This window comes from Xanthomonas sp. NCPPB 1826, from assembly GCF_056725285.1.
Genome location: NZ_CM161521.1, coordinates 1,318,991 through 1,335,358 on the forward strand (window position 1 = coordinate 1,318,991; position 16,368 = coordinate 1,335,358).

14 protein-coding genes and 1 tRNA gene are annotated in these 16,368 nt (G+C 66.4%); 14 read left to right on the forward strand and 1 reads right to left on the reverse strand.

Translation table 11 applies throughout. The features are described 5' to 3' along the window. Positions 1-36 precede the first annotated feature (36 nt). From AC1PLA_RS05800 to AC1PLA_RS05850, 11 genes are all read left to right on the forward strand, one after another. Positions 37-819: a BUD32 family EKC/KEOPS complex subunit gene (locus tag AC1PLA_RS05800; protein ID WP_104553252.1), complete on the forward strand. Its 783-nt coding sequence runs from the start codon at positions 37-39 to the stop codon at positions 817-819. Between the two features lie 104 nt (positions 820-923). Then, complete coding sequence (gene fabD, locus AC1PLA_RS05805) at positions 924-1,868, forward strand: ACP S-malonyltransferase (RefSeq protein WP_104555391.1); 945 nt, start codon at positions 924-926, stop codon at positions 1,866-1,868. 82 nt (positions 1,869-1,950) lie between these two features. After that, positions 1,951-2,694 (forward strand): 3-oxoacyl-ACP reductase FabG, encoded by a 744-nt coding sequence (fabG, locus tag AC1PLA_RS05810; RefSeq protein WP_016902515.1) that lies wholly within the window; start codon positions 1,951-1,953, stop codon positions 2,692-2,694. Positions 2,695-2,849: 155 nt separating this feature from the next. Continuing rightward, positions 2,850-3,089, forward strand: a complete 240-nt coding sequence (gene acpP / locus AC1PLA_RS05815) for an acyl carrier protein (RefSeq protein WP_002814322.1) — start codon at positions 2,850-2,852, stop codon at positions 3,087-3,089. Between the two features lie 141 nt (positions 3,090-3,230). Next, positions 3,231-4,466, forward strand: a complete 1,236-nt coding sequence (gene fabF / locus AC1PLA_RS05820) for a beta-ketoacyl-ACP synthase II (protein WP_024938455.1) — start codon at positions 3,231-3,233, stop codon at positions 4,464-4,466. Between the two features lie 181 nt (positions 4,467-4,647). Next, positions 4,648-6,003 (forward strand): aminodeoxychorismate synthase component I, encoded by a 1,356-nt coding sequence (locus AC1PLA_RS05825; RefSeq protein WP_481105743.1) that lies wholly within the window; start codon positions 4,648-4,650, stop codon positions 6,001-6,003. Between the two features lie 60 nt (positions 6,004-6,063). Further along, entirely contained in the window at positions 6,064-7,128 is a 1,065-nt protein-coding gene (gene mltG, locus AC1PLA_RS05830; RefSeq protein ID WP_481105744.1) for an endolytic transglycosylase MltG, read from the forward strand. Beyond that, positions 7,125-8,084: a DNA polymerase III subunit delta' gene (locus AC1PLA_RS05835; RefSeq protein ID WP_481105745.1), complete on the forward strand. Its 960-nt coding sequence runs from the start codon at positions 7,125-7,127 to the stop codon at positions 8,082-8,084. The genes mltG and AC1PLA_RS05835 overlap by 4 nt, the downstream gene beginning before the upstream one ends. After that, on the forward strand, positions 8,081-8,434 hold the full coding sequence (locus tag AC1PLA_RS05840; RefSeq protein WP_024938459.1) for a PilZ domain-containing protein: 354 nt from the start codon (positions 8,081-8,083) through the stop codon (positions 8,432-8,434). The genes AC1PLA_RS05835 and AC1PLA_RS05840 overlap by 4 nt, the downstream gene beginning before the upstream one ends. A 241-nt stretch (positions 8,435-8,675) precedes the next feature. Next, positions 8,676-8,750: transfer RNA gene (locus tag AC1PLA_RS05845), tRNA-Val, on the forward strand. 307 nt (positions 8,751-9,057) lie between these two features. Further along, positions 9,058-9,384 (forward strand): hypothetical protein, encoded by a 327-nt coding sequence (locus AC1PLA_RS05850; protein WP_039511350.1) that lies wholly within the window; start codon positions 9,058-9,060, stop codon positions 9,382-9,384. Positions 9,385-9,588: 204 nt separating this feature from the next. On the opposite strand, the gene prpR is transcribed toward AC1PLA_RS05850, so the two are convergent. Then, on the reverse strand, positions 9,589-11,193 hold the full coding sequence (gene prpR, locus AC1PLA_RS05855) for a propionate catabolism operon regulatory protein PrpR (RefSeq protein ID WP_481105746.1): 1,605 nt from the start codon (positions 11,191-11,193) through the stop codon (positions 9,589-9,591). Positions 11,194-11,336: 143 nt separating this feature from the next. Here prpR and prpB point away from each other — a divergent pair, with 143 nt between their 5' ends. From prpB to acnD, 3 genes are all read left to right on the forward strand, one after another. Beyond that, positions 11,337-12,233, forward strand: coding sequence for a methylisocitrate lyase (gene prpB / locus AC1PLA_RS05860; protein WP_481105747.1), 897 nt, complete (start codon positions 11,337-11,339; stop codon positions 12,231-12,233). 75 nt (positions 12,234-12,308) lie between these two features. Further along, on the forward strand, positions 12,309-13,463 hold the full coding sequence (prpC, locus tag AC1PLA_RS05865) for a bifunctional 2-methylcitrate synthase/citrate synthase (RefSeq protein ID WP_102256895.1): 1,155 nt from the start codon (positions 12,309-12,311) through the stop codon (positions 13,461-13,463). A 228-nt stretch (positions 13,464-13,691) separates the two neighbouring features. Continuing rightward, complete coding sequence (gene acnD, locus AC1PLA_RS05870) at positions 13,692-16,283, forward strand: Fe/S-dependent 2-methylisocitrate dehydratase AcnD (RefSeq protein ID WP_481105748.1); 2,592 nt, start codon at positions 13,692-13,694, stop codon at positions 16,281-16,283. The last annotated feature ends 85 nt before the right edge of the window (positions 16,284-16,368 follow it).

The following is a 16,368-nucleotide window of genomic DNA, read 5'->3' on the forward strand; positions in this document are numbered from 1 at the left end:
CCGGCGATGCCTGACAGCGTCAGGGACGGACCCGTTATGGCAGAACCCATCGTCATCGCCGGACAGCGCGTCTGGCTGAAGCAGTACCGCCGCGACAGCCGGGCGGTCTCGCTCGGAGCACTCAACTTCGTCGCCCGCCGCTGGGGCCTGGACGCCTTGCGTCCACCGCCGCACCGTGGCGGCGATGCCGCGCGCGATCTGGAAGCGCGCCGGCTCGGCGAACTGCAGGCGCAAGCGGTGAATGTGCCGCGCGTGGTCGGTTGCGGGCAGGCGGCCCTGGTGCTCAGCGACAACGGCCGTTCCTTTGCCAGCTGCCTGCGCGAGGCCGACGCGCCCGAGCGCGACCGCCTGATCGCGCTGGCGGTGGCGGCCATTGCCGCTGCCCATCGCGATGGCGCGTACTTCGGCCAGCCGCTTCCGCGCAACATGACCTTCGACGGGCAGGCGGTCGGCTTCATCGATTTCGAAGAAGACCCGCTGGAAGTGATGGACCTGGCGCAGGCCCAGGCGCGCGACTGGCTGGTGTTCGGCTACGGCGTGGCCAAGTACTACCGTGGCCGCCGCGAGGTGCTGCAGCGGTTGATGACGGGCGCCTTCGATGTGGCCGGCCCGGCGGTGGCGGCGCATGCGCATGTGGTGACTGGGCGCCTGCAGCGGTTTGCGCAGCTCACCGGTCGCCTGGGGCGCTCGGCCGGGGCGCTGGCGCGCGCCATCCTGGCCATCCACGCGGCAACCTCCCTGGCCGTGGTGCTGGTGCTGGTGATGTGCGTGGACTGGCTCGCCGATGGCGAAATGGACCTGCTCAACGCCTTGCTGTAAGTGTGCCGGCGGTCGCGCCGGACGGGCCTTGCATACGCGGCAGTACAGACGCCGGGGCGATTTCGCACGTATCATCCCGGCTCGATTTTTGTAGGCAGCAACGCGTGACCGAATCCACTCTCGCCTTCGTGTTCCCCGGCCAGGGCTCGCAGTCCCTGGGCATGCTGGCCGAACTGTCCGAGCTGCATCCGCAGATCCGCGAAACCTTCGCCGAAGCCTCCGAGGGCGCCGGCGTCGACCTGTGGGCGCTGTCCCAGGGTGGCCCGGAAGAGATGCTCAATCGCACCGAGTACACCCAGCCGGCCTTGCTGGCCGCCGGCGTGGCGGTGTGGCGGCTGTGGAATGCGCAGCGCGGGCAGCGCCCGGCGGTCCTGGCCGGGCACAGCCTGGGCGAATACACCGCGCTGGTCGCTGCCGGCGCCCTGTCGCTGCACGACGGCGCGCACCTGGTGCGGCTGCGCGGCCAGTTCATGCAGGCTGCCGCGCCGGCCGGTGTGGGCGCGATGGCGGCGGTGCTGGGCGCCGAGGATGCGCTGGTGCTGGAGGTCTGTGCCGAGGCGGCCGGCAGCCAGGTGGTGGTGCCGGCCAATTTCAACTCGCCCGGTCAGATCGTGATCGGCGGCGATGCGGCGGCGGTGGATCGCGCGCTGGCCCTGCTGGCCGAGCGTGGCGTGCGCAAGGCGGTCAAGCTGGCGGTGAGCGTGCCCTCGCATACCCCGTTGATGCGCGATGCCGCCAACCAGCTCGCCGAAGCAATGGCCGGACTTAGCTGGCACGCGCCGCAGATTCCGGTGGTGCAGAACGTCGATGCGCGCGTGCACACCGGCAACGATGCGATCCGCCAAGCGCTGGCCGAGCAGCTGTACCTGCCGGTGCAGTGGACCGGCTGCGTGCAGGCGCTGGCCGCCCAGGGCATCACCCGGGTCGCCGAATGCGGCCCCGGCAAGGTGCTGAGCGGGCTGATCAAGCGCATCGACAAGAGCCTGGACGCCCGTCCGCTGGCCACGCCTGCCGATTACGCCGGCGCGCTCGAGGCGTGGGCGCACTGATTCGACGCACCTGCCGGCGCTGCCGGCAGCCCTCACCGTTCGCGGCTGCGGTCGCGAGCTCCCCACTCGAGGAACAGCATTCATGAGCAAGCCTCTGCAGGGCGAGATCGCCCTCGTCACCGGTGCCAGTCGCGGCATCGGCGCGGCCATCGCCGATACGCTGGCGGCCCAGGGCGCCACCGTGATCGGCACCGCGACCTCGGCCTCCGGCGCTGCGGCGATCGGCGCGCGCCTGGCTGCCCAGGGCGGCCACGGCCGCGAGCTCAACGTCACCGACGCTGCGGCGGTCGATGGCCTGATCGATGCGATCGGCAAGGAGTTCGGCGCTATCTCGATCCTGGTCAACAACGCCGGCATCACCCGCGACAACCTGTTGATGCGGATGAAGGACGACGACTGGCAGGCGATCATCGACACCAACCTGACCAGCGTGTTCCGCACCTCCAAGGCGGTGATGCGCGGCATGATGAAGGCGCGCAAGGGCCGCATCGTCAACATCGCCTCGGTGGTGGGCGTGACCGGCAACCCCGGCCAGACCAACTACGCTGCGGCCAAGGCCGGCATCATCGCGTTCTCCAAGTCGCTGGCCAAGGAAATCGGCTCGCGTGGGGTCACCGTGAATGTGGTGGCGCCCGGCTTCATCGATACCGACATGACCAAGGCGCTGCCGGAGGAGGCCAAGGCCGCCCTGCTGCAGCAGATCGCGCTCGGGCATCTGGGCGCGCCGGAAGACATCGCCAACGCGGTGGCGTTCCTGGCCGGCCCGAGCGCCGGTTACATCACCGGTGAGACCCTGCACGTCAACGGCGGCATGTACATGCCGTGAGCGTGCGGCGCCGGGAGGCGCTAAGTGGCTGATCGGCCGGGACTTGTGATGCAATGCAAGGCTCGGTCGCTTCCACTACACTATCCAACGCGGCCATCGCAGCCCGATGGCGTTTTTTTCGTACCACCACTACTCCATCTGGAGCGATATCCCCAATGAGCACCATCGAAGAACGCGTCAAGAAAATCGTCGTCGAACAACTCGGCGTCAAGGAAGAGGAAGTCACCACCAGCGCATCGTTCGTCGATGACCTGGGTGCCGACTCGCTGGACACCGTCGAGCTGGTGATGGCGCTGGAAGAAGAGTTCGAGTGCGAGATCCCGGACGAAGAGGCTGAGAAGATCACCTCGGTCCAGCAGGCGATCGACTACGTCAAGGCTCACGTCAAGAGCTGATGCGTTGTTCCTGACCGCGGTGGCGTGCGTCAAGCCGCTGCTGCGTCAGACATTCCATGGGGCCGCTGATGCGGCCCTGTGTTTTTCAAGCGTCATCCGCAAACCGCAAGCACCGTCCGTTCCGTGGTGAGGAGATCTGCAATGAGTCGTCGTGTTGTCGTTACCGGCATGGGCATGGTGTCGCCGCTGGGCAATGATCTGGCCACCAGCTGGGATGGAATCATCCACGGGCGCTCAGGCATTGGCCCGATCACGCAGATCGATGCCTCGCAGTTCACCACCAAGATCGCCGGCGAGATCAAGAATTTCGACCCCACGCTTTTTGTGTCCGCCAAGGACGTCAAGAAGATGGATTCGTTTATCCATTACGGTGTCGGCGCCTCGTTCATGGCGCTGGACGACTCCGGCCTGGAAATCGACGAAAGCAATGCCGAACGCGTTGGTGCCATTCTCGGCTCCGGCATCGGCGGGCTGCTCGGTATCGAAGAGCAGACCATCAAATTCCATGAGGGCGGCGCGCGCAAGATTTCGCCGTTCTATGTGCCCAGCACCATCATCAACATGCTGCCGGGCCAGGTGAGCCTGATCAAGGGCCTGAAAGGCCCGACCTTCTCGGCCGTGTCGGCCTGCGCCACCTCCAACCATTCGATCGGCACCGCGATGCGCATGATCCAGCACGGCGACGCCGATGTGATGCTGGCCGGCGGCGCCGAGCGCGGCTCCTCGCCGAGTTCGGTGGGCGGCTTCTGCGCGATGAAGGCCATGTCCACCCGCAACGACGACCCGACCGGCGCCTCGCGTCCGTGGGACAAGCAGCGCGATGGCTTCGTGCTGGGCGACGGTGCCGGCGTGCTGGTGCTGGAAGAGTACGAACACGCCAAGGCGCGTGGCGCACGCATCTATGCAGAACTGGTCGGCTTTGGCGCCAGCTCCGACGCCTTCCACATGACTGCACCCAGCGAAGACGGCGAGGGCGCGGCGCGCAGCATGGCCGCGGCGATGCGCGATGCCAAGCTCAATCCCGAGCAGATCGGCTACCTCAACGCGCACGGCACCTCCACGCCGCTGGGCGATCTGGCCGAAACCCTGGCGATGAAGCGCGCGCTGGGCGACCACGCCTACAAGACCATGGTCAGCTCGACCAAGTCGATGACCGGCCACCTGCTCGGCGCGGCCGGCGGCGTGGAAGCGATCTTCTCGGTGATGGCGCTGCATACCGGCATCATTCCGCCAACCATCAATCTGGAAGAGCCCAGCGAAGGCTGCGACCTGGATTACGTGCCGAACGTGGCGCGCGAGGTGCAGGTGGATGCGGTGATGTCCAACGGCTTCGGCTTTGGCGGCACCAACGGCACGCTGGTGTTCAAGCGCGTCTGACGTCCCGGCGTTGGTGTACCGCGAACAATGCTTCGCGGTACACGCCGCACCCAGGTTACGGCGGTCGGGCAGGGCGCGTGTACGCGGCCGAACGTCGCTCCGCGAGCTGATCCTTCTCTTCATGTGTGCCCTGCCTCTCTCGCAGGGCGGCGCCTCTTAGCACCCCACGCCCAACCGGCCGATGACGCTCACCAGACCCCTGCACGCCGACATCGACCTGCTGGCGCTGCATCGGCTGGCGCCGCAGCGTTATCCGGCACTACTCGAATCCACCGCCTCCGGCACCGCGCACGGGCGCTGGGACGTATTGCTGCTGGCAGACGGCGCACGCCTGCGGCTGGATGCCGATGGGCGCACGCGCGACGGCGATGGACGCGTGCTGGACGGCGGCTTTCTGCACGCACTGGATGCGGCCTGGCAGGCCGAGCGCGTGCCGCACGATGCGACCAGCCCCTGGCCGTTTCGTGGCGGCTGGGCGGTGTTGCTGGATTACGAACTGGCCGCGCAGGTCGAACCGATTCTGCAGTTGCCCATGCGCAGCGATGGCTTGCCGAGCGCACTGGCCTTGCGCGCGCCTGCCGCGGTGCTGCGCGACCGGGTGCAAGGCCGCTGCATCGCGCTGGCCGAGCCGGGCCGCGAGGATCTGCTGACCCGCATCGTCGAGGACATCGCCGCCTGCGCCGCGCTGCCACCGTTGCCGGGCTGGGTCGGGCCGCTGGCTGTCGATGAGGACGCGCCGGAGCGCTTCACCGATGCAGTGGAGCGCGTGCTCGATTATCTGCGCGCCGGCGATGTGTTCCAGGCCAATATCTCGCGCGCCTGGCATGCGAGGTTTGCCGCGGCGGTCGATCCGGCGGCGTTGCATGCGCGCCTGCGCGCGGCCAATCCCGCCCCGTTTGCCGGCCTGTTCGTCGCGGCAGGACGCGCGGTGGTGAGTTCCTCGCCGGAGCGGCTGGTGTCGGTGCAGGGCGAGGTGGTGCAGACGCGCCCGATCGCCGGCACCCGCGCGCGCTTTGTTGGCGACGACGATGCCGCACGCATCCGCGAGCTGGTCGGCCATCCGAAGGAGCGCGCCGAGCACGTCATGCTGATCGACCTGGAACGCAACGACCTGGGACGCATCTGCGCGCCCGGCACGGTGGAGGTGGACGAGCTGATGGGCGTGGAAAGCTACGCGCACGTGCACCACATCGTCAGCAATGTGCGCGGCCGTCTGCGCGCCGACGTCACTCCGGGCGAGGCGATCGCCGCGGTGTTTCCCGGCGGCACCATCACCGGATGTCCGAAGGTGCGCTGCATGCAGATCATCGCCGAGCTCGAACGCACCGCGCGGGGTGCCTATACCGGCGCATTCGGCTGGCTCAATCGCGACGGCGACATGGATCTGAACATCCTGATCCGCACCGCCGAGGTGGCTGGGGAGCAGGTGCATTTCCGCACCGGCGCCGGGATCGTGGTGGATTCGGACCCGCAGCGCGAACTGGACGAGACCCGCGCCAAGGCGCGCGGCGTGCTGCGCGCCTTCGACCAGGCATGAGCGCTTCAACGGGACATCACCGGCGCGCGGTATCCTGCGCGGCGCTGGGGCAATGACGAGGTGCGTGTGGCGGTGACTGGCAAACGTGGATGTCTGGCCGTGCTGGGCACGGCCCTGTTGCTCGTGGCGCTGCTGGCGATTGCGGCGCTGGTGGCGTGGCGGCATTACCTGCACTTTGCCGAGGCACCAGTGAGCGCGAGCGCGCCCAGCGTGGTGATTGCGCCCGGCGATTCGCTCAAGGCCACGTTGCGCAAGTTGCGCGCCGCCGGCGTGGCGCAGGGCACCGATCTGGAATGGCAGTTGCTCGCGCGCCAGGTCGATGCGGCCGGCAAACTCAAGGTGGGCGAATACGCGCTGGCGCCGGCGCTGTCACCGCGCGAGCTGCTCGAACGCATGCGCCAGGGCCGGGTGATCCAGTACCGCTTTACCATCGTGGAAGGCTGGAATTTCCGCCAGCTGCGCGCCGCGATCGCCACCGCCACGCCGCTGCAGCAATCCATCGCTGCGCTGGACGATGCGGCGTTGATGGCGCGGCTGGGGTTCGCCAACCAGCACCCGGAAGGGCGCTTCCTGCCGGAAACCTATCTCTACCAGCGCGGCGACAGCGATCTGGACGTGCTCAAGCGTGCCCACCTAGCCATGGACAAGGCCCTGGCGCAGGCCTGGGAGCAGCGCGCGCCCGATCTGCCGCTCGGCTCGCCGGAACAGGCGTTGATCCTGGCCTCGATCATCGAAAAGGAAACCGCGCTGGGCTCTGAGCGTCCGCTGATTGCCGGCGTGTTCCTGCGCCGCCTGCAGCTGGGCATGAAGCTGCAGACCGACCCCACCGTGATCTACGGCATCGGCAGCAGCTACGACGGCAATATCCGTCGCCGCGACCTGACCACCGATACGCCGTACAACACCTACACACGTACCGGCCTGACCCCGACGCCGATCGCCATGCCCGGCCGTGAGGCCTTGCTGGCGGCGGTGCGTCCGGCGCCGGGGAATGCCCTGTACTTCGTGGCGGTCGGCGATGGCACCGGCGCGCATGCGTTCTCGGCCACCCTGGCCGAACACAATGCCGCGGTGGCGCGTTACCTGCAGCGCCGTCGCCTGCCGCAACCGGAGCCCATTCCATGACCACTGCGTTTTCACCCTGGCAGCAGCGCGCCTACGACCAGACGCTGGCGGCACTGGACGCCGGCCGGCTCGGGCACGGCCTGCTGATCTGCGGGCCGGATGGCCTGGGCAAGCGTGCGGTGGCCATGGCGCTGGCTGAGCACGTGCTGGCCAGCTCGCCGGACCCGGCGCTGGCGCAGCGCAGCCGGCAGCTGATCGCGGCCGGAACCCACCCGGACCTGCAGTTGATCTCGTTCATTCCCAACCGCACCGGCGACAAGCTGCGCACCGAGATCGTGATCGAGCAGGTACGCGAGATTTCGCAAAAACTCTCGCTGACCCCGCAGTACGGCATCGCTCAGATCGTGATCGTCGACCCGGCCGATGCGATCAATCGCGCCGCCTGCAACGCCTTGCTCAAGACGCTGGAAGAACCCTCGCCGGGGCGCTACCTGTGGTTGATCAGCGCGCAGCCTGCGCGCCTGCCGGCGACCATCCGCAGCCGCTGCCAGCGTCTGGAATTCAAGCTGCCGCCCGCACACGAGGCGCTGGCCTGGCTGCTGTCGCAAGGTGTCGACGAGCGGGCTGCACAGGAAGCGCTGGATGCCGCACGCGGTCATCCGGGGCTTGCGGCGCAGTGGCTGCGCGAGGATGGCCTGGCGGTGCGCCGCGCGGTGGCGCAGGACCTGGAGCAGATCGCTGCCGGGCGCGCCAGCGCAGTGGATGTCGCGCAGCGCTGGACCAACGACGGCCAGGCCGACCAACGTCTGCGCCACGCGGCAGACCTTGCGCTGGCACAGGCATCGGCCGGCTTGACCGATCCGTCCCGGTTGCACAAGCTGGCGACCTGGTTCGACGCCGCCAATCGCACCCGCGACCTGCTGCGCACCACCGTCCGCGCCGATCTGGCGGTGACGGAATTGTTGCTGGCCTGGCGCGAGGGAGAGCGTCCGGCACGTTCTAGGGGAACTCGATGAGTGCAATGAATGCACGCCAGGGCATTTTGTCGCTGGCGTTGAAGGACAAGCCGGCGCTCTACAGCGCCTACATGCCGTTCGTGAAAGGTGGCGGTATCTTCGTACCCACGCCCAAGCGCTACATGCTCGGCGACGAAGTCTTCCTGCTGCTGACCCTGCCGGACTCCAGCGAACGTCTGCCGGTGGCCGGCAAGGTGGTCTGGACCACCCCGGCCGGCGCGCAGGGCAACCGCGCCGCCGGCATCGGCGTGCAGTTCCCGGACGGCCCGGAAGGCGAGGGCGTGCGCAACAAGATCGAGATGTTGCTGGCGGGCCTGACGACATCGGACAAGCCGACCCATACGATGTGAGGCGATGCGGTGTGAGGCGGGTGCGGGTGCGCGTGATCGCAGTCGTGTTGGACGCGGGTCATCGAAGCTGCGTATCGGGCGTTTGAACGGCGCCGAATCGATCGTCGCGTCATCGCTGCCAGCTAGCGGGAATGCCGCGCCCGGTCACCGGAACGCGGCGTTTTCGATTGCATCATCATTGCAGTGGATGAACCTGTTGACGATCGCCGCAGCTGCCCTATAATGTGCGGCTCGCGTCATCGGGCGGTTAGCTCAGCGGTAGAGCATTGCCTTCACACGGCAAGGGTCACAAGTTCGAACCTTGTACCGCCCACCATCGAGACCCAGCAACAGCAAGGGTTTCAGCGCGAGAAGAAGAGCCGGCCATGAGCCGGCTTTTTTGTTGTCCTGCAGTGTCCTGCAAAGCCTTGGGCACCTGGCGCGGTTGAAGTGCTGGTATGGACGTGGCCGATGCCGTCGAATCGTCGTTGTCGCAGACATCCGTGCGAGTCGAGTGCAGAGCCTGTTGATTCAGTGGTTTGTTCAAGTCGCTGACAGCCGTGTTCATCCGGTTGTGCCTGCTTGTTGCAGGCTCGGGAGCGAATCGCCATCCTGCAATCCCCCGCGTTGAAGAAGGAGTGGCGATGAAGGCGCTGCTTGGAAGTGCTCTGGTTGCAATGATGCTGCTGGCGGGCTGTGCCCGTGACGTGGGCGAGCAGTACGTGGGCAAGTGGGTCAACATGAAGTCGGAGAAGAACGTGCTCAGCATCGAGCACAACGGCGAGAGCTTCATCATCCGCGATACCACGCCAGAGCTGCTCGGCGGTGGCGTCAGGACCAGGAATCATCCGGCGATCTTGAACAAGGGCGTGCTGCAGGTGTCCAACGCCGATGGCACCGTCAACTACGCGATCGACCAGGCGACCGGGCACCTGAGCACGGGCGATACTGAGTACACGCGGGTCAAGTGATCGCTGCGCTCGCTCACTGGGCGAGTGCTGGGTAGCGTGCTGCATTTGCGGCGGGATCGCATCACCAACGTCGCGCCGACCCTGTCGTGCGATCGTGTCGCATGACCGGTCGCCGCCGACCGCCAGTCTTGCGTGCTGAAGACTCGCCGACCAACGTCTGCGCTTGCAGCCCGGGCAGGCGATGCCAGGGCCCGCAGCTGCATCTCAAGCAGGCGATGCCGACGCGTGCGCCTGCATCCAGCGCCACAACGTCGTGCGCGAGACGCCGAGCGCCTGGGCGGCGAGGGCGCGATTGCCGTTTGCGCGATCGAGCGCTGCGCGGACTGCTGCGGCGGCGAGTTGCATGCGCGAGGTTGCAAGATCGCTGTGCTCGGGGGCCGCCACGCTGCCGTCAATGCGCATCTCGAACAGCTCGGGTGCCCAGCGTTGCAATTGATCCAGGTCCAGGCTGTCGTGCGGTTGGGCCTTCCAGTGGATGCACAGGCGTTCGACCAGGTTGCGTAGTTCGCGCACGTTGCCCGGCCAGGTGTGTTGTTGCAGCCGCTGCAGCGCTGCTGGAGACAATGGCGACGGCAGCGCGCCGAGTTGCTGGAAGTAATGTGCCAGCAACAAGGCGATCTCGTGGGGGCGATGACGTAGCGGCGGCAGGGCGATGCGTAACGCTGCCAGGCGATAAAAAAGGTCGCGGCGGAAGTGCCCTTGTTCGACCAGGGCCTGCAATGGCTGCAGGCTGGCGGCGATGACGCGCACGTCGACGGCGACCGGCAACGTGGCGCCGACGCGCAGCACTTCGCGCTCTTCCAGAACGCGCAACAGGCGTGTCTGGAGTGGCATCGGCAGTTCGCCGATTTCGTCGAGAAACAAGCTGCCGTCCTGCGCGGCTTCGATCAGGCCGACATGGCCGCCGCGGCGGGCGCCGGTGAAGGCGCCATCGCTGTAGCCGAACAATTCGGCTTCCAGCAGTGATTCGCTGATGGCGCCGCAGTTGATGGCAACGAAGCGGCCGCGCCGGCGGCTGCCGGCATGCAGTTGGCGTGCGACCAGTTCCTTGCCGGTGCCGGTCTCGCCGCTGATCAACACGGTGCCCGGATGCGGGGCGTACAGCTGTACCAACTCGCGCACATGCGCGATTGCGGCGTCTTCGCCAAGCAATGCATCGGTGCGGCGAACGCGGCGTGTGCTGGCGCGGCCTACGGAGCGATCGTTGCTGGGTGCGGTGCCCAACGCGATGGCGTGTTCGAGCGCCAGGCGCACCGAATCTGCCGAATACAGCAGCACGCCGGGCAGGCCGGCCTGCTCGGCGAAATCGATCGCCATGCCGGTGCCGACGATGACCTGGATGCCGCTGGCGCGCAGGTCGGCAATGCAGTCGCGCGCGTCTTCGGCGGTGACGAAGCGGCGGTGCTCGATGTCGAGGTCGAAGCTGTCCTGGAAGGCGCGGAACGAGGGCACGTCGGTGGCATGGGTGACCACGCCGATGCGCGGTGCGATGCGGCGTGCGCGCGCCAGCGCTTCCATCAGATCGAACCCGGTGGCCTGGATCGGCGCCAGTGGCAGTGCGAGCCGGCTGCGCAGATAGGCGGCATTGGAGCCGCCGGCGACCAGTACGTCGCAACGCTCGCGGCGCAGGCGCTGGCCGATGACCTCCACCGCCTCGGCAAAACCGAGGTTGACCTGCTCGATGCGCGCGCGCTGGTCGAACTCGGGGATGACGTCGGCCAGCAGGCCGGTCAGGCGAGAGACGCTGACGGTCCAGATGACCGGTGGAGATGGCTCCATCGGCTCGGTAAACCTGGGGCTGCGCATCATTGGTGTCGCGTTGCAAAGATGTTGCATGCTGCGCGTTGCGTTGCAGATTTGCAACAAATGGTTTGCTCTGGCCGAATGAAATCAATGGCTTGGCGTTGGCATGCCATTTGCGCCTTGTCCCGCATCCCAACTCTGGAATCGCCATGACGTCCTCACCCACCGCTTCCGCCGGCACGCGCTTCCGCGCTGCGCTAGCTGCCGAATCGCCGCTGCAGGTGATCGGCGCGATCAATGCCAACCATGCGCTGCTGGCGCAGCGTGCCGGCTACCAGGCCATCTACCTGTCTGGCGGCGGTGTGGCGGCCGGTTCGCTGGGGCTGCCGGATCTGGGCATCAATACGCTGGAAGACGTGCTGATCGACGTGCGCCGCATCACCGATGTCTGCGAGCTGCCGCTGCTGGTGGATGTGGACACCGGCTTCGGGCCGAGCGCGTTCAATATCGAGCGCACCATCAAGTCGCTGATCAAGGCGGGCGCAGCCGGCTGCCATATCGAGGACCAGGTCGGCGCCAAGCGTTGCGGGCATCGGCCGGGCAAGGAGATCGTCAGCCAGGCCGAGATGGTCGACCGGGTCAAAGCGGCGGCCGATGCCAAGAACGATTCGGCGTTCTTCCTGATTGCGCGCACCGATGCGATCCAGATGGAAGGCGTGGATGCGGCGATCGAACGTGCGATCGCCTGCGTGGAAGCCGGTGCCGACGGCATCTTTGCCGAAGCCGCGTACGACCTGGACACCTACAAGCGGTTTGTCGATGCAGTGCGCGTGCCGGTGCTGGCCAACATCACCGAATTCGGCAAGACGCCGCTGTTTACGCGTGATCAGCTTGCGCAGGCCGGTGTGGCGATCCAGCTGTTTCCGCTGTCGGCATTCCGCGCAGCCAACAAGGCGGCCGAGGCGGTCTACACCGCGATTCGGCGCGATGGTCATCAGCAGGCCGTGCTGGACACCATGCAGACGCGCGAAGAGTTGTACGAGCGTATCGGCTACCACGGCTACGAGCAGCGCCTGGACGCGTTGTTTGCACGCAAAGGCGCATGATCGCGCCTTGCTGCGTGCAGGTTTGGCCACTTCTTCCGTGACACCGCAACACGACACCGTTTGGGAGCGCATCGCATGAACGACACCGTCAATCCCGGCTTCAAGCCGAAGAAATCCGTCGCACTGTCCGGCACTGCTGCAGGCAACACCGCGCTGTGCACGGTGGGCCGCAGCGGCAACGATCTGCATTACCGCGGCTACGACATCCTGGATCTGGCCACCACCAGCGAGTTCGAGGAAATTGCCTATCTGCTCGTGCACGGCAAGCTGCCCAACGACGGCGAACTGCGCGGCTACAAGGCCAAGCTGCGTTCGCTGCGCGGCGTGCCGGCGGCAGTGAAAACCGCACTGGAGCAGCTGCCGCCGTCGGCGCATCCGATGGACGTGATGCGCACCGGTGTGTCGGTGCTGGGTTGCCTGCAGCCGGAGAAGGACGATCACAATCATCCCGGCGCGCGCGATATCGCCGACAAGCTGATGGCCTCGCTGGGATCGATGCTGCTGTACTGGTACCACTACAGCCACAACGGCAAGCGCATCGAGGTGGAAACCGACGACGACTCGATCGGCGGGCACTTCCTGCATCTGCTGCACGGGTTTGCGCCGAAGGACTCGTGGGTGCGTGCGATGCATACCAGCCTGATCCTGTACGCCGAACACGAGTTCAATGCCTCCACGTTTGCAAGCCGGGTGATCGCCGGCACCGGTAGCGACATGTACAGCGCCATCGCCGGCGGCATCGGCGCGTTGCGCGGGCCCAAGCATGGTGGCGCCAACGAGGTGGCCTTCGAGGTGCAGAAACGCTACGACACCCCGGACGAGGCCGAGGCCGACATCAAGGCGCGTGTGGAACGCAAGGAAGTGGTGATCGGCTTCGGGCACCCGGTCTACACCGTGTCCGATCCGCGCAACAAGGTGATCAAGGACGTGGCGCGCGAACTCTCCGACGAGCAGGGCAGCCGCAAGATGTACGACATTGCCGAGCGCCTGGAGACGGTGATGTGGGACATCAAAAAGATGTTCCCGAACCTGGATTGGTTCAGTGCGGTCAGCTACCACATGATGGGCGTGCCGACGGCGATGTTTACGCCGCTGTTCGTGCTTGCGCGTACTGCCGGGTGGAGCGCGCACATCATCGAGCAGCGCATGGACGGCAAGATCATTCGTCCCTCGGCCAATTACACCGGCCCGGAAGATCAGGTCTTCGTACCGCTGGATCAGCGTTCCTGAGGACGCGACAGCGATTGGATTGATCCACCACGATCGCCTTCATCCAACGAAGGCGATCAGACGATGGCAACCGCAACGAAAGATGGCAGTCCCCCCACACGCCTGAAATCCTGAATCCGATTCCCGATTCCCGATTCCCGATTCCCGATTCCCGATTCCCGAATCCCGAATCCCGAATCCCGAATCCCGAATCCCGAAATACCCCCGCCCGCTTCGATATCGCCAGCCATGAACAGCCAGTACCGCAAGCCCTTGCCGGGCACCTCGTTGGACTACTTCGATGCACGCGCCGCCGTGGATGCGCTGCAACCCGGCGCCTATGCAACGCTGCCGTACACCGCACGTGTGCATGCGGAGAATCTGGTGCGGCGCGCCAAACCGCAGATGCTGGAGGCCTACCTGCGCCAGCTGATCGAGCGCAAGCGCGACCTGGATTTTCCGTGGTTTCCGGCGCGTGTGGTCTGTCACGACATCCTGGGGCAGACCGCGCTGGTCGACCTGGCCGGGCTGCGCGATGCGATCGCCGAGCAGGGCGGCGACCCGGCGCAGGTCAACCCGGTGGTGCCGGTGCAGTTGATCGTCGATCACTCGCTGGCGGTGGAATACGCCGGCTTCGACAAGCAGGCCTTCGCCAAGAATCGCAGCGTGGAAGATCGCCGCAACGCCGACCGCTTCCACTTCATCGAATGGACCAAGCGCGCATTCGAAAACATGGAAGTGATTCCGCCGGGCAACGGGATCATGCATCAGATCAATCTGGAGAAGATGTCGCCGGTGATCTACACGCTCGATGGCGTGGCGTTCCCGGATACCTGCGTAGGCACCGACAGTCACACCCCGCATGTGGATGCGCTGGGTGTGATCGCGGTGGGCGTGGGCGGGCTGGAAGCGGAAAACGTGATGCTGGGGCGCGCCTCGTGGATGCGGCTGCCCGACATCATCGGTGTGGAACTGCTGGGCCGGCCGGCGCCCGGCATCACCGCCACCGACATCGTGCTGGCCCTGACCGAGTTCCTGCGTCAGCAGCGTGTGGTCGGTGCCTATCTGGAGTTCTATGGCGCCGGCGCCAGCGCACTGACCATCGGCGATCGCGCGACCATCTCCAACATGACGCCGGAATTCGGTGCCACCGCGGCAATGTTCTATATCGATCAGCAGACGCTGGATTACCTGCGCCTGACCGGGCGCGAGGACGCACAGGTTGCTTTGGTGGAGACCTACGCGCGCCAGACCGGCCTGTGGGCGGATGACCTGGTCACAGCGCAGTACGAGCGTGTGCTGCAGTTCGACCTGTCGAGCGTGGTGCGCAACATGGCCGGGCCGTCCAATCCGCACAAGCGCGTGGCCACCAGCGAGCTGGCCGAGCGCGGCATTGCCGGCGCCTGGGATGCCGTGCCGGGCCAGATGCCCGATGGCGCGGTGATCATCGCGGCAATCACCTCGTGCACCAATACCTCCAACCCGCGCAATGTCATTGCCGCAGGCTTGCTGGCGCGCAATGCGAATGCACGCGGATTGACGCGCAAACCCTGGGTGAAGAGTTCGCTGGCGCCGGGTTCCAAGGCGGTGCAGTTGTACCTGGAAGAGGCCGGGTTGCTGGGCGAGCTGGAACAACTGGGTTTCGGCATCGTCGCGTTTGCCTGCACCACCTGTAATGGCATGAGCGGCGCGCTGGATCCTGCGATCCAGCAGGAAATCATCGACCGCGATCTGTATGCCACCGCGGTGTTGTCGGGCAACCGCAATTTCGACGGGCGCATCCATCCGTATGCGAAGCAGGCGTTTCTGGCATCGCCGCCGTTGGTGATCGCCTATGCCATCGCCGGCACGGTGCGCTTCGATATCGAAAAGGATGTGCTGGGCATCGATGCCGATGGCGTGGCGGTGACGCTCAAGGACCTGTGGCCGAGCGATGCGGAGATCGATGCGGTGGTGGCGCGTAGCGTCAAGCCGGAGCATTTCCGCAGCGTCTACGATCCGATGTTCAAGCGCAGCGCGGGGCAGGGCATCCGCGTCAGTCCGTTATATGACTGGCGGCCGGCCAGCACCTACATCCGGCGCCCGCCGTACTGGGAAGGCGCGCTTGCCGGTGCACGCAGTTTGCAGGGCCTGCGCCCGTTGGCGGTGCTGGGCGATAACATCACCACCGACCATCTGTCGCCGTCGAATGCGATCCTGGCCGGCAGCGCGGCAGGCGAATACCTGGCGCAGATGGGCGTGCCGGAGGAAGACTTCAATTCCTACGCCACCCATCGCGGCGATCACCTCACCGCGCAGCGCGCCACTTTCGCCAACCCCAAACTGGTCAACGAAATGGCGGTGATCGATGGGCAGGTCACCGCCGGTTCGCTGGCGCGCCTGGAACCGGAAGGGCAGGTGCTGCGCATGTGGGAGGCGATCGAAGCCTACATGATGCGCAAGCAGCCGCTGATCATCATTGCCGGTGCCGATTACGGCCAGGGCTCCTCGCGCGACTGGGCCGCCAAAGGCGTGCGTCTGGCCGGCGTGGAGGTGATCGTGGCCGAAGGCTTCGAGCGGATTCACCGCACCAACCTGATCGGCATGGGCGTATTGCCGCTGGAGTTCAAGCCGGGCACCGATCGCAAGACGCTGGGCATCGACGGCAGCGAAACCTTCGATGTGGTCGGCGAGCGCACGCCGGGCGCCACGCTGACGCTGTCGATCCATCGGCGCAATGGCGAGCAGGTGCAGGTGCCGGTCACCTGCCGCCTGGACACCGCCGAAGAAGTGTCCATCTATGAGGCGGGCGGCGTGCTGCAACGGTTTGCGCAGGATTTTCTTGAGGCCTCGGCAGCTTGATGGCTTCGACGCCCGAGGACGCCAGGTCGCCCGCTTGCACCCACCCGTGCGGGCGCGCACACTTTGGCAATCTTTGCCATCAGGA

Excerpts from the sequence above, each read along its gene's own strand:
- prpC (WP_102256895.1), top strand. The coding sequence starts at position 12,309 with ATGAACGACACCGTCAATCCCGGCTTCAAGCCGAAGAAATCCGTCGCA.
- AC1PLA_RS05835 (WP_481105745.1), top strand. The coding sequence starts at position 7,125 with ATGACCACTGCGTTTTCACCCTGGCAGCAGCGCGCCTACGACCAGACG.
- acpP (WP_002814322.1), top strand. The coding sequence starts at position 2,850 with ATGAGCACCATCGAAGAACGCGTCAAGAAAATCGTCGTCGAACAACTC.
- fabG (WP_016902515.1), top strand. The coding sequence starts at position 1,951 with ATGAGCAAGCCTCTGCAGGGCGAGATCGCCCTCGTCACCGGTGCCAGT.
- AC1PLA_RS05800 (WP_104553252.1), top strand. The coding sequence starts at position 37 with ATGGCAGAACCCATCGTCATCGCCGGACAGCGCGTCTGGCTGAAGCAG.
- prpR (WP_481105746.1), bottom strand. The coding sequence starts at position 11,193 with ATGATGCGCAGCCCCAGGTTTACCGAGCCGATGGAGCCATCTCCACCG.
- AC1PLA_RS05825 (WP_481105743.1), top strand. The coding sequence starts at position 4,648 with ATGACGCTCACCAGACCCCTGCACGCCGACATCGACCTGCTGGCGCTG.
- AC1PLA_RS05850 (WP_039511350.1), top strand. The coding sequence starts at position 9,058 with ATGAAGGCGCTGCTTGGAAGTGCTCTGGTTGCAATGATGCTGCTGGCG.
- AC1PLA_RS05840 (WP_024938459.1), top strand. The coding sequence starts at position 8,081 with ATGAGTGCAATGAATGCACGCCAGGGCATTTTGTCGCTGGCGTTGAAG.
- fabF (WP_024938455.1), top strand. The coding sequence starts at position 3,231 with ATGAGTCGTCGTGTTGTCGTTACCGGCATGGGCATGGTGTCGCCGCTG.
- acnD (WP_481105748.1), top strand. The coding sequence starts at position 13,692 with ATGAACAGCCAGTACCGCAAGCCCTTGCCGGGCACCTCGTTGGACTAC.
- prpB (WP_481105747.1), top strand. The coding sequence starts at position 11,337 with ATGACGTCCTCACCCACCGCTTCCGCCGGCACGCGCTTCCGCGCTGCG.